This is a genomic window from bacterium, assembly GCA_026708055.1.
Taxonomy (GTDB): domain Bacteria; phylum Actinomycetota; class Acidimicrobiia; order Acidimicrobiales; family CATQHL01; genus VXNF01.
Genome location: JAPOVS010000043.1, coordinates 110,065 through 122,627, shown reverse-complemented (window position 1 = coordinate 122,627; position 12,563 = coordinate 110,065). Strand labels below are relative to the sequence as shown.

Sequence of the window (12,563 nt, the reverse complement as noted above, 5' to 3'; positions counted from 1 at the left end):
GAGGCGGCCCGCGAGGCGCCGGCTGATCCCGCCCACGAACCTACCCGTCACCACGACGCAGCGAAGGACCCCCCCCCCCCCGCAGGTTCACGTCAGCCCTGCCAGTGCCGCCGGCGAGCGCCTCCCGCTCAACCTCGGGGCACCGCAGAACTCGGGCGATCGGCGCATGCTGCATTGCCACCACTCTACCGACCGCCGCGACGCGGCACCAGCCACCTCCCACTCCACGCTACGAGGAGCTGATCCGACGGAACGGCGAGCTGGAACTGCACAGCCCTCGGGAGCCGCACCGAAGTCGACGAGCCACACATCGCCTCGACTCCGGTTGCTGCTTATCGGTTATGATAAGCGGCGTGAGCGGGATGAGCCCGAGACTGCGGCGGGTGATGGAGTCGGCGGCGCGCCTGCAGTCGGTCGTCCCCGATGCGGTCCTGGTGGGAGGATCGGCCGCGGCGCTGCACGCCGGGCATCGTGACTCGCTCGACCACGACCACGTTCTCGCCGATCTGGTAGACCGGTACGAGGCGGTCCTGGAGGCGGTGGAAGCGACTGAGGGGTGGGCGACGTCGGTCCGCGCCTCGAAGCCGCCGTTCACCATTATGGGGAGCCTCGACGGGATCGAGGCCGGGCTTCGCCAGATGCGTCGGACTCGCCCGCTCGAAACGGTCGAGGCCGCGGTCGGCCCCGGCGCCGTCGTCGTGGTGCCGACAGAGGCGGAAGCCTTGCGGGTCAAGGCCTTCCTGGTCGTGCAGCGCAACGTGGTGCGCGACTTCCTCGACGTCGTCGCGCTCGTCGAGCACATCGGCGAGGATGCGGCCGTCGGCGTGCTCGGAGACATCGACGACTACTACGCCGACCGGTCCGACGATCCGGCGTCGGTCCTGACCTCGCTGGTGATCGCGCTCGCCGAGCCGTCGCCGCGCGACACCGACGTGATCGACGAACTGCCCCGCTACAAGGGCCTCGAACCGCGGTGGCACCGCTGGTCCGACGTGGTGGAGGTGTGCCAGACGTTGGCTCTGCGGTTGAGCGGTGCGGCATGAGCGGACTCCGGTTCCGCAACGTCGACGCAGAGGCAGGCGACGACGTGGGGACTTGGCCCTACGAGGCGCTGGTGACCGCGATCGACCGCGGCCTGGTCCCCGATTGGCGACCCATCTTCGCGGAGATCCGGCGGTCGCCGTGGGGGCCCGTGGCCCGGCGGGTCGAGCGCTACCTCGGCTACCGCGACCCCGACGGCGTCAGCACGCTCTTCGCGTCGGCGATCCGGCATGCCCGCAAGGAGGCCGAGCGCGCCGACCGGGCCGCTGTGGTGGCCCGCGTCCGAGCCGCCGTCGAGCGGGCCGGAACGACCAATGCCGAATTCGCGGCATCGGTGGGCACCAGCGCGTCACGGCTCAGCACGTATCTGAACGGCAAGGTCACCCCCTCGGCAGCGCTGCTGATGCGCATCGAGCGCGCAGCGGACTCAAGGTAGAGCGGTCGGCTCACGCCGTGGCTCAGCGGGCCTTGTCGTCAGAGCGTCAGCGAATAGGTGTCCGCCACGAGAGCTTGCCGCACTGTCCGGACCAGAGGGTGTTGACGGGGCGCAGGTGGAGCCGGTCGTCAAGGGTGGCGGAGTGGGCTCCGGTGTGGAGCAGGATGCCGGTCCGGAAGGCGCCGGGGTCGGCGCCGTCGAGTCTGTCGCGGAGCCAGCGAAGGTTGTCGAGGTGTTCGAGGGCGGGGGAGGTGGTGGCCTTGACTTCGACGGCGGCCAAATGGCCATCGCTCGCTTCGAGTATGAGGTCGATCTCGCGGCCTTGGCGGCCGCGGTAGTGCGAGAGGGTGCAGCGAGTGGGCAGGGCGGCGAGCCAGCGGGCGACCTCGTCGAGCGACAGGTAGTCGATGGGGTCGCCCAACTCCGCTTGGCGGTGGACCGAGCGGGTGCAACGGCTGGCGGGCTTCATCGAGATGCCGGGCGTGCTGCCCGTCGTGCCGCTCCCGGGCTGAGGCGCTGCGGAGGTCAGCGGATCAGCAGGCCGCCGTCGACGACGAGTGAGGCACCGGTCACGAAGGAGGACTCGTCGGAGGCGAGGAAGACCGCCGCGGCGGCGACCTCGTCGGGCCGGCCGACTCGACCCATGGGGTGGGCGGCGTCGCAGGCGGCACGTGCCGCTTCGGGGTCGGGCTGCTGCTCGCAGTAGTGGTGCATCTCCGGCGTCTCGATGAAACCGGGGCAGATGGCGTTCACCCGCACACCATCGGCCGCATACTCGAGAGCGACCTGCCGGGTCAACATCAGCAGCGCCCCTTTGGAGGCGCAGTAGGCGGCGTCGTTCTCGAAGCCCACGAAGCTGGCCACCGAGGCCAGGTTGATGATCGAGCCCGAACCGCGCCGAACCATGCCCCCGACGGCGTGCTTCGTCAACCAGAAGGCACCCCGCACGTTGGTGTCCATGATGTAGTCGTAGTCGTCGAGAGAGGTCTCCTCCACCGTGCGCAGGATCCCGACGCCGGCGTTGTTGCAGAGCACGTCGATCCGCCCGTAGCGGGACTCGGTCTCGGACACGAGCCGCTCGCAATCCTCGAGCACTCGGACATCCGTCCGGACGAAAGCGGCCTCGCCCCCGGCGGCGACGATCTCGGCGACGACGGCCTCGCCCTCACTCTCGTTCCGGTTGGCGGCCACGACGACCGCTCCCTCGGCGCCGAACCGTGTGGCGATGGCGTGACCGATACCGCGCCCGGCACCGGTCACGATGCTGACACTGCCGTCGAGCCTGGCCATCAGGATCCTCCTCCCCCGTCGCCCCGGCGACGGATCGAACCGCAACGCGCCCGGCGAGGGCTCACTTGGCGAGGCCCCCGTGGATGGTGACGACCGAGTCGGTCACGTAGGCGGCTTCGGTCGAGGCCAGGAAGGCGGCGTAGGCGGCGATCTCCGCCGGCTTGCCCATGCGGCGCAGGGCGGTGACACCCGTGACCGAGGCGACCAACTCGGGATCCTCCAGGAACGTCGAGACCATCGGGGTCTCCACGAACCCCGGGCAGATGATGTTCGCCCGCAGGCCGCGCGGGCCGTAGTTCTGCGCCAGCGAGACGGTGTAGGCCAGCAACGCGCCCTTGCTGGCGGCGTAGGCGTGGAAATGGGCGTCGCCCCGGTACGAGGCCACCGATCCGACGTTCAGGATCACCGAGCCGGGTGCCGCCTCCAGCAGGTGCGGCAGGGCGTGCTTGCAGAACAGGAACACGCCCGTGGCGTTGATGGCCAGAACCTGGTCCCAGGTGCTGCGCTCGAGATCCTCGCTGGGGCGGTCGGCGTCGGTGAGCAGAACGCCGGCGTTGTTGTAGAGCACGTCCAGCCCGCCCAGCGCATCGACCGCCGCAGCCACGACGCTCGCCACCTGCGCCTCGTCGGTCACATCGGCCGCCACTCCCACCGCGGTCGCCCCACCGTCACGCAGCTCCGCGGCGAGCGCCTGCACGCGCTCGTCGTCCAGATCGGTCAGGGCGAGCGACGCGCCCTCGGCGGCGAACCGCCGGCTGACCGCGGCGCCCTGGCCGCCGACCGCTCCCGTCACCAGGCAACGCCGTCCCTCGAGCCGCTGATCACCCATGGGTTCATCTCCCCCGCCGGTCCGCCGGCAACACCGTCGAACCACCGACACCCCTCGCCGCCGACGGATTCCGATGGTCCGGAATGTTCTAGCGTGAGCCGGCGATGGCCGCCAGCCGTGAAGTGCCCGTCTCGCTGCGCAGCGCCCGCTGGTTCGCACCCCGGGACCTGTTCGGGTTCCTGCACCGCACGGCGCTGCGCTCGGAGGGGCTGTCGGAGGCGTCCATCTCGGGACGCCCTGTCATCGGCATCGCCAACTCCCATTCGGAGTTGGTCAACTGCAACCTCCATTTCGGGGCGCTGGTCGAAGGGGTCAAGCGCGGCGTGCATCAGGCCGGGGGACTGCCTCTGGAGTTCCCCACCATCTCGCTCAGCGAGATGCTCATGAAGCCGACGACGATGCTCTACCGGAACCTCATGTCGATGGACATCGAGGAGATGATCCGCTCCAGCCCCCTCGACGCGGTCGTGCTCGTCGGCGGGTGCGACAAGACGGTCCCGGCGCAACTCATGGGCGCCGCGAGCGCCGGCGTGCCGGCGATCTCACTCACCGGCGGGCCGATGCAACCGGGAAACTTCCGGGGGCAGCGCATCGGCGCCGGTACCGACATCTGGCGCTACACCGACGATCTTCGGGCCGGACGGATGTCCGAGACCGAGTACGCCGAGTTGGAGGCTGCGACACGGCCTGGCGTGGGCCACTGCAGCGAGATGGGCACCGCCTCCACGATGGCCACTCTCACCGAGGCGTTAGGTATGTCATTGCCCGGTTCGGCGGCGGTGCCGGCAGCCGACGCGCGCCGCGGCTCACTCGCCGAGGACACCGGGCGCCGGGCCGTCGAGATCGCCCGCGAGGGGCTCCGCCCGGCGACCGTCCTGACGCTCGAGGCCCTGGAGAACGCCGTGACGGTGCTCGCCGCGGTGGCCGGCTCCACGAACGCCGTCCTGCACCTCATCGCCCTCGCCGGGCGGCTCGGGATCGAACTGCCCCTCGAGCGGTTCGACGGCATCGCGGCGCGGACCCCGGTGCTGACCAACATCCAGCCCGCAGGCGAGCACCTGTTCGAGGATCTGCAGCGGGCGGGTGGCGTCCCGGCGCTGCTGAGCGAGTTGGCGCCGTTGCTGCATCTGGACGCCCTCACGGTCACGGGCCGGACGCTGGGCGAGAACATCGCCGGAGCCGAGGTCTGGGACCGGGACGTGCTCCGGCCCCTGGACGAACCGCTGCTGCCGTCGGGCGGGCTGGCCGTGCTGCACGGCACGCTGGCGCCGGATGGGGCGGTCATCAAGGCCGGCGCCGCATCGGCGGCACTGCTGCAGCACCGCGGGCCCGCCGTCGTCTTCGACGGCATCGACGACCTGCTCGCCCGTATCGACGACCCGGACCTGCCTGTGGAGGCCGGCAGCATCCTGGTGCTTCGAGGCGCCGGACCGAAGGGCGCGCCGGGGATGCCCGAATGGGGCATGCTGCCGATCCCCCGCAAGATGCTGGAACAGGGCGTCACCGACATGGTCCGCATCTCCGATGCCCGGATGAGCGGCACGGGCTACGGAACCGTCGTGCTGCACGTCGCCCCCGAGAGCGCCGTCGGCGGACCGCTGCACGCCGTCAACGACGGCGACGAGATCGTGCTGGACAACGCGGCGAGGCGCCTCGACCTGTGCGTCGAGCCGGCTGAGGTGGCACGGCGGCTGGACGCACGGCCACTGCCCGAACCGCCCTTCCGGCGCGGCTACGGCAGCATCTACCTCGAGCACGTCCTGCAGGCCGACGCCGGCGCCGACTTCGACGTGCTCCGCCACCGACCCGGGGAGGACGGCACCGAGCCGTACGGACTCCTGGAGGGCTGGATCAGTGGCTGGTGAGGTGGGCGGCTAGGTGTGACAACCTCTCGGGTTGTCAGCTAGCGGCTGAGGCGGCGGGCGTCCTCGATCAGCTGGGCCAGTTCCTCGGCGTCCCGGTCGCGGCGCAGGTCGTCGGAGGCATACCAGGCCTCGTTCACCAGCACGGCCATGTCGGCGTCCCGGTGCTCCACGAACGGGCTGCGGCGCAGCACCTCGGCGAACTCCGCCGCCACGGCAGCCAAGCGGAAGTGGGGGCTTGCCGAGGCGAACGAGCGGGCGATCTCGGCGCCCGTGACGCTCTGTTCGATTTCGGTGATCGAGCCCCGGCGGGGCCGCTGGTAGCGCAGGGTGGCGGTGGCCAGCCAGTCCCGGCTGCTCCTGTCCCGGGAGCGTCCCGCCAGCTCCAACTCGTAGAGGGCCGTGGAACTCTGCCCGAGACCCACCTCGCCGGCGTCCACAGTGTTGTCACGGAAGTCCTCATCGGCCACGTCGCGGTTCTCGAAGCCCAGGAGCCGGTACGAGATCACGGTGTCGGGGTTGAACTCCACCTGGATCTTGGCGTCGCGGGCCGCCAGCGCCAGCAGGCTCACGATGTTGGAGCCGAAGATGCGCCGCGCCTCGTGGGTGCTGTCGATGTAGTGGTAGGTGCCGTCGGCGGAGTTGGCCAGTTGCTCCATGAGCACGTCGTTGAACGGCCCGAGGCCCACGCCGATGGTGGTCAGGCCGATGTCGCCGCGGTCGCCGATGTCCCGGAGGATCTGGTCGGTGCGGGTGGCGCCCACGTTGGCGACACCGTCGGAGAGCAGCATCACCAGCACCTCAAGTCCCCGGCGGGCCTCGTCCACGGCCAGGTCGAAACCGCGCTCCAGGCCGGCCCCGGCGTTGGTGCTGCCTCGGGGGTAGACCTCGTCACGGACCCGCCGCATGATGCGGTCCCGGTTGCCGGCCACGCCGGTGGGTTCGACCACGGTGGCGACCCGGTCGTCGTAGGACACGATGCCGACGCGGGTGCCGTCCGGCAGGCCGTCCAGCAGCAGGTCCACGGCCTCGTGTGCCAGTTGGATCCGATCGAGCCATTCCCCGCCGTAGCCGGCCTGCTCGCCCATGGAGCCCGACCGGTCCATGACCACGATGACGCTGTCGGGGATGACGACGTCGGCGAGGACATCGGGCGCACGCACGCCGACGCGCAGCAGCACGTAGCCGTCGCGGGAGAACGGCGAGGGGGCCGCCTCCATGTGGATGGCGAACTCGTCCCACTCCGGCTCGTAGCCGCCGTCGAAATAGTTGACGAACTCCTCCACTCGCACGGCCTCCATCGGGGGCAGCACGCCGCCATCCAGATGGTTGCGCGTCACCACGTAGGAGGCGGTGTCCACATCGAGGGCGAAGGTGGAGAGCGGATCGCGGAGCGTGTCCACGAACGGGTTCACGCCGTAGTCCCGGAAGATGTTGGACGAGCACCCCCAACACTCGCCCGGCCGGGTCGGCTCGACCGAGCCCCAGGCCGATTCCTCCGACGCCCGGGTCCGCGCCGGCGCGGACTCCGGTGCGGGCGGCGGGGCGGGCTGGCCGCGGGCGACGTCGGCGGCCGCCTGAGCCTGGGCCAGCGCACCCTCCGCCTGCGCCGGAGCGGCGGCAGCCTCCGCCTCCTCCAGCGCTTCCACTGGTAGGACGATCGCCGGCGGCGGAGGCGCCGGCGCAGGCTCCGCCGGGGGTGGGAGCGCCTGCACAGCCACCGTGGCCGGCGGCGGAGGCTCCGCGTGCACCTCGAAGTCGGCAGCAGGCGGGGGAGCCGGCGGCGGAGAGTCCGAGAGGCTTCGCCGAGGCGCCGGGGCGGCCGGTTCGGGCGCAGGCGAGGCGGCGGGTGGGGGCGCGGCCGAGGTCTCGTCCGCGCCCGAACCGCAGGCCGTCGCCAGCAGAGCCGCCACGACAGCAGCGCCGGCGACGGTCCGGAGTCGGGCTCGTATCCGTGGCTTCGTGTCGAGCTGTTGCATGATCTTCCCTCCTTGCTCTGCGCGCGCTCTGCGCGTTCGATTGCTACTCAGACGTCGCGGTGAGGAAGAAAGTTCCCGACCCGCCATCGGAGAGAGATAGCCGCAGAGAACCGAGGGAGGGGACGCCGGGGGGACGGCCGGCGGAGCGATTTCGCCAGACGCTCCCGCCGACGCCCACCGGCTGCTCCCACCGGACAGACCGACAACCGGGGAGGGGAGGCCGGGGCAAGGCCGCGCCGGCCATCGTTAGGATTGGGGCATGGAACCCAAGGTGTCCCCGTTCAAGGTGCCCGAGCGCCACCGCAAGTGGGTGGACATCGCCGAGGAGCTGAGCCGCGACGCCTTCGGCCCCCGGGCCGCCATGGTCGACGGGGAGAACCGGTTCCCGTTCGAGAACTACGACGATCTACGCGCCAGCGGCCTGCTGGCGCTGATGGTGCCCGAGAGTTTCGGCGGCATCGGGGCGGACTCGTTCACCTACGCCACGGTCCTGTCGAAGATCGCCCAGGGCTGCGCCAGCACGGGTCTGACGTTCAACATGCACTCGGCGATCCTGTTCTTCCTCCGCCAGATCGCCACGCCGGCCCAGCAGGAGCGCTACTTCGGCGAGGTGGTGACCGACGGCGCCGTGTTCTCCTCCATCACCAGCGAGCCCGGCATCTCGTTCCGCCACAAGGGCCGGGTCCGCACCCACATCGAGCGCGACGGCGACGGCTACCGCCTGACCGGGCGGAAGATCTTCTGCTCGCTCTCCACCGGCGCCACCTACTACTTCACGTGGAGTTTCCTGGAGGGCGCCGAGAGCCTCGCCGACGGCCTGCTGACGGTGCTCATCCCCGCCGGGCGCGAGGGCATCACGATCCTCGATGACTGGGACACCCTGGGGATGCGCGGCACAGCCTCCAACTCGATCGATTTCCGGAACGTCCGCATCGAACCCGAGGACGTGGTCGGCGAGGTCGGGGGGATCCTGGGCCAGAACATGAGCATCTGGTCGGTGGGGTACACCGCCGTGTACATCGGCATCGCGGAGGCGGCGTTCGAGTACTGCGTCAACACCATGCGGGCGCCCCGCTCGGACGGCAGCCCGCCCCGGAGCGAGGATCCCTTCACGTGGCAGGAGATCGGCAAGCTGTCCATGCAGCTGGAGGCCGCTCGCCGTGCCCGCGACACTTTGGGGTACCTCAGCGGCGAGCTCGACACGGAGGCCCTGACCTACGTGCTGAACCAGGCCAAGTACCTCGCCACCGAGGCCGCGCACTCCATCACGACTTCGGGGATGCGCCTGCTGGGCGGCCGCGGCCTCGCCCGCTCCATCCCGATGGAGCGCTACCTCCGCGACGCCATGGCCGGCCTCGTCATGCCGCCGTCCAACGAGCGTTGCCTGGAGACGGTCGGCAAGCTCGCCCTCGGTCTCCCGGCGAAGACGATCGAGTTCGAGTAGACCGGCGGCCGCCGAGCGCCACGAGCCGGCAACGCCCGGCGGGACAATCACCACCGAGCAAACGCACAGCACGAACGGCACGATCCGAACAAGCACGATCCGAACAAGGAGGTCATCATGGCGAAGCTGACGAAGTTGGATCACGGCAGCCTCTGCGTGGGCGACATCGAAAAGGCAGTGTGGTTCTACGGTGACCTGCTGGGATTGGAGCCATTGCCCCGACCCGACTTCGGGTTCCCGGGCGCCTGGTTCGACGCCGGTGGCACACCGGTCCATCTCACGACCGGCGGCTTCACGCGGAACGACGCTGCCGAGTTGCGACCCAACGATGGGCACTTGGCGTTCCTCGTCGACGACCTCGAGGAGATGACCGACGAACTCACCGAGGCGGACGTGGAGTGGTGGGAGTTGCCCAACTCGCCGGCCGCCGACCGGCAGATCTTCTTCCGCGACCCGTGGGGCAACATGATCGAGATCACCCGCTACTGAGAGGCGCCCGCGCCCCGATGGCGCGCTCCACCAGCGGACGACGGATCAAGAGTTGAGCGGCAGACCCTTGATTCCCCTCCGCTCGATTGCGGCGTGAGGGTGCGGCTATGTGTCGAAGACGGTGCTAACGGGGCAGGAGAAGCCAGGGAGTACGTCCATGCCGTCCAAGGCGTCGCCGGCGGCGAGCGCTACGACCGGGTTGCCTGGGCGGTGCACATCCACCGTGCGGTTGTCGGGATCCACCACCCACACCAGGCGCACGCCGTGGCTCAGCCACATCCGCGCCTTGTCACGGACTTCCCGGCGACTGTCACCCGGCGAGGCGACCTCCACGACGAGGTCGGGCGAGATCTCGGAATAGCCGGTCACACGGACCCCCGGCGGCATCCGCTCCGCGGAGAAGTAGGCGATGTCCGGCTCGCGCACGGTGTCGGGGTCCCGCTCCAACCAGACGCCGGCATCGGAGGCCGTCAACCGGCCCAGCCTGCGGGGCTTGACGAAATTGAACAGCGCCGCAACGAGATTCGTGACGATCTCGCCGTGTTCCTGCCCTGCCGGCGTCATCTCGGTAAGCACCCCCCTGATCAACTCACCGCGCACACCCTGGCTGTCGAGAACTGAAAGTTCGGCCACTGTCAGCAAGTTCGTTGTATTTGTAGTCATGTTGTGTCCGGATGGGGGATCCTAGCCAATTACATGGCTAACCGCGTATCAGAGGTACCTTGATTGGTTGCAGGGTACCGCACCCGAGCCGGGTCGCGCCGGTCGGCACGTTCAGGAGATCTTGATCTTGGACGAGAATCGGCCGATGGCGGCGATCGTTCGTCAAGATTGTCAGGTCTTGACGGAATAGAGTCTCGCCTCGGTCCGACGGCGTAGGGAGCGGGCGATGAACTCCGAGATTGAACGACTCAAGGCCGAGGTGTCGGCGACGGCGCGGATGATGGCGGCCGCCCGGTTGGTGGAGGGGTTCGGCCACGCCTCGGCGCGGCTCGATGGCGGCGGCTTCCTGATGACATCCACGTCACCCCTGCTCGCGCACACCGCCGAGGAGATCCTCACCGTCGACGATGAGGGCGAGGCGATCGACGCGCCTGCGGGCAAGCCGCTGGAGATCGTCATCCACGCTGGGATCTACCGGGCGCGCCCCGACGTCGGCGCCGTCTGCCGCGGCCACGGCGCGGCCATGGCGGCCTGGGGCGTGCGCGGCGAACCGGTCCCGCTCCTGCACGGCATGGGCGGCCTGGCCGGCGAGACAGTGCCCGTCCACCACGACCTGGCCCTCATCACCACGCTCGAGTCGGGCGACCGCATGGCGGCCACGCTGGGCGGGAACAAGTCGATGCTGCTTCTGGCCAACGGCGGCGTGGCCACCGGAGCGGACCTGCTGGAGGCCGCCACGCGCCTGTGGTACCTGGAGGAGCGCTGCCGCGTGGCCGTGGAGGCCGGGCCGGTGGAGCGGCCGGAGGGGGCCTGGCCGGAGCGCCTCGGCAGCAGCGCCCCCGAGCTGGTGCGGGCCAAGGCCTGGTTCGCAGCCCGTTTCGGCGACGGCTGAGGAGCCGGGACGGCTCGGCCGGAGAGAGCCCGCAACCGGACGCCGCCGGACGACGGCCGCGCGGGCGCGGCGGACCGCACGACCGGCCGGGATTCCGCGCCGACACGCGCCGGCGCCCCGAGACCGGTTACAGCATGCTGGTGACGCTCAGGCCTCCGATGGCCACGAGACCCATCGAGTTCACTCCCCCGATGGCGACGAGGCCGATCGAGTTCACCCCGCCGATGGAGACGAGGCCGATCGAGTTCACGCCGCCGATCGCGACGAGGCCCATCGAGTTCACGGCACCGAAGGTCACAACGCCCATCGCGTTGATCCAACTCAGTGCGCCGACCGCGAGGGCATTGAACCGGGCCATCGCCGCGACGCCGATCGCGTTGGTGCGACTGATCACCGCGATGCCGACGTCGCACCATTCCGGGCCGCTTTCGTCCGACATGTTCGCTCCTCCTCGGAATGGACGCCTGCCGTCGTCCCCGGGCGGCCGCAGGCACGTTGTGCGTGCGGGCCACGGTGTGGAGGTTCCACAGCCCCCAGAGCCGGCCGAGCGGCATCTTCGCGCCACACTACTGCCTTGTCCGCGCGCGCCAACGATCTCTTTGACGGCCGGCTGGCGATGGGTCCCGCGATCACTACGATCTGTCAATGGGCAGAGACAGTCAGGCTCGACGGTTCGAGGATCGGGTCGTCATCATCACCGGGGCGGCCGGCGGCATCGGTCGGGCGGCGGCGCGGCGCTTCGCTTCCGAGGGCGCCAGCGTCGTGGCGGTGGACTTGGCAAGCAGCGACCTCCAGGCCACGGCTGCCGCGGTAGCCGCCGAAGGCGGGGAGGTCACGACGGTCACCGCCGACGTCCGCTCCGACGGCGACGTGGCCGCCTACGTGGCGGCGACGCTCGATACTCACGGAAGAGTGGACGCCCTGTTCAACAACGCGGGCGTCGAGGGTCCGATCGCTTCGCTGGTCGACTGCCCCGCCGACGGCTTCGACCACGTGATGGACGTCAACGTCCGCGGCGTCTGGCTGGGCATCAAGCACGCGGGTCCGGCGATCGCGACCTCAGGCGGCGGGGCGATCGTCAACACGGCGTCACGGCTGGGCACGGTCGGGCTTGCGACAATGGGCGCCTACGTCGCCAGCAAGCACGCCGTCATCGGTCTCACGAGGACGGCGGCGCTCGAGTTCGCCCCACTCGACGTGCGCGTCAACGCGGTGGCACCGGCGCCCGTGGACACTCGCATGATCCGAAGCATCGAGCAGGGTATGAACCCCGATGATCCAGTCGCAGTACGGGAGATCATCGCCTCCCAGGTACCGCTGGCGCGCTACTGCAGACCGGACGAGGTGGCCGCGGTGGCGGCGTTCCTCTGCAGCGACGACGCCGCCTACATGACCGGCACCGTGGTGCCCATCGACGGCGGCTCCCAAGCAGCCGGCTGAGCGGAGCGGCGCCCGCAAGACCCCGCTCGAGGGTGACGATCCCGGGGGCCAGCGCAGGCGGCCATTCCTAGGCCGCCGGAGCGCCACCGGCAGCGACGCCCGGACTTTCCCAGACTCGCGCGAGGGTGGGGACGCCGGGGGCGAAGTCCGAATCGATGACGCAGGCGAGAGCCGGGCTCGCCACCGGTGGCCCCGTCC

General features: G+C 70.3%; 13 protein-coding genes. 7 read left to right on the top strand and 6 right to left on the bottom strand.

Translation table 11 applies throughout. The features are described 5' to 3' along the window. The first annotated feature begins 362 nt into the window (after positions 1–362). Positions 363–1,043: a hypothetical protein gene (locus OXG55_09475; protein MCY4103475.1), complete on the top strand. Its 681-nt coding sequence runs from the start codon at positions 363–365 to the stop codon at positions 1,041–1,043. Beyond that, positions 1,040–1,477 carry a helix-turn-helix transcriptional regulator gene (locus OXG55_09470; protein ID MCY4103474.1) on the top strand — a complete coding sequence of 146 codons (438 nt, stop codon included), beginning with the start codon at positions 1,040–1,042 and terminating at the stop codon, positions 1,475–1,477. Before OXG55_09475 ends, OXG55_09470 begins: the two co-directional genes overlap by 4 nt. A 46-nt stretch (positions 1,478–1,523) precedes the next feature. Here OXG55_09470 and OXG55_09465 read toward each other — a convergent pair whose 3' ends face one another. From OXG55_09465 to OXG55_09455, 3 genes are all read right to left on the bottom strand, one after another. Then, positions 1,524–1,946, bottom strand: a complete 423-nt coding sequence (locus OXG55_09465) for a hypothetical protein (GenBank protein MCY4103473.1) — start codon at positions 1,944–1,946, stop codon at positions 1,524–1,526. 56 nt (positions 1,947–2,002) lie between these two features. Continuing rightward, positions 2,003–2,767, bottom strand: a complete 765-nt coding sequence (locus OXG55_09460; protein MCY4103472.1) for a glucose 1-dehydrogenase — start codon at positions 2,765–2,767, stop codon at positions 2,003–2,005. Between the two features lie 61 nt (positions 2,768–2,828). Next, a complete protein-coding gene (locus OXG55_09455; protein MCY4103471.1) occupies positions 2,829–3,596 on the bottom strand; it encodes an SDR family NAD(P)-dependent oxidoreductase in 768 nt (255 codons plus the stop codon). Positions 3,597–3,700: 104 nt separating this feature from the next. On the opposite strand from OXG55_09455, the gene OXG55_09450 reads away from it, so the two are divergent. Continuing rightward, a complete protein-coding gene (locus OXG55_09450) occupies positions 3,701–5,461 on the top strand; it encodes a dihydroxy-acid dehydratase (GenBank protein MCY4103470.1) in 1,761 nt (586 codons plus the stop codon). 38 nt (positions 5,462–5,499) lie between these two features. Here OXG55_09450 and OXG55_09445 read toward each other — a convergent pair whose 3' ends face one another. Beyond that, positions 5,500–7,437 carry a von Willebrand factor type A domain-containing protein gene (locus OXG55_09445; protein MCY4103469.1) on the bottom strand — a complete coding sequence of 646 codons (1,938 nt, stop codon included), beginning with the start codon at positions 7,435–7,437 and terminating at the stop codon, positions 5,500–5,502. Positions 7,438–7,696: 259 nt separating this feature from the next. On the opposite strand from OXG55_09445, the gene OXG55_09440 reads away from it, so the two are divergent. Together OXG55_09440 and OXG55_09435 are read left to right on the top strand one after the other, a co-directional pair. Continuing rightward, positions 7,697–8,881 carry an acyl-CoA/acyl-ACP dehydrogenase gene (locus tag OXG55_09440; GenBank protein ID MCY4103468.1) on the top strand — a complete coding sequence of 395 codons (1,185 nt, stop codon included), beginning with the start codon at positions 7,697–7,699 and terminating at the stop codon, positions 8,879–8,881. Between the two features lie 117 nt (positions 8,882–8,998). Beyond that, entirely contained in the window at positions 8,999–9,370 is a 372-nt protein-coding gene (locus OXG55_09435; protein MCY4103467.1) for a VOC family protein, read from the top strand. A gap of 105 nt (positions 9,371–9,475) precedes the next feature. Here the strand turns inward: OXG55_09435 and OXG55_09430 are convergent, their stop codons facing one another. Further along, positions 9,476–10,003 carry a Uma2 family endonuclease gene (locus tag OXG55_09430; protein MCY4103466.1) on the bottom strand — a complete coding sequence of 176 codons (528 nt, stop codon included), beginning with the start codon at positions 10,001–10,003 and terminating at the stop codon, positions 9,476–9,478. Positions 10,004–10,259: 256 nt separating this feature from the next. On the opposite strand from OXG55_09430, the gene OXG55_09425 reads away from it, so the two are divergent. Beyond that, complete coding sequence (locus OXG55_09425) at positions 10,260–10,925, top strand: class II aldolase/adducin family protein (GenBank protein ID MCY4103465.1); 666 nt, start codon at positions 10,260–10,262, stop codon at positions 10,923–10,925. Positions 10,926–11,052: 127 nt separating this feature from the next. Here the strand turns inward: OXG55_09425 and OXG55_09420 are convergent, their stop codons facing one another. After that, entirely contained in the window at positions 11,053–11,364 is a 312-nt protein-coding gene (locus OXG55_09420; protein MCY4103464.1) for a hypothetical protein, read from the bottom strand. Between the two features lie 206 nt (positions 11,365–11,570). Here OXG55_09420 and OXG55_09415 point away from each other — a divergent pair, with 206 nt between their 5' ends. Continuing rightward, entirely contained in the window at positions 11,571–12,365 is a 795-nt protein-coding gene (locus tag OXG55_09415) for a glucose 1-dehydrogenase (GenBank protein MCY4103463.1), read from the top strand. The last annotated feature ends 198 nt before the right edge of the window (positions 12,366–12,563 follow it).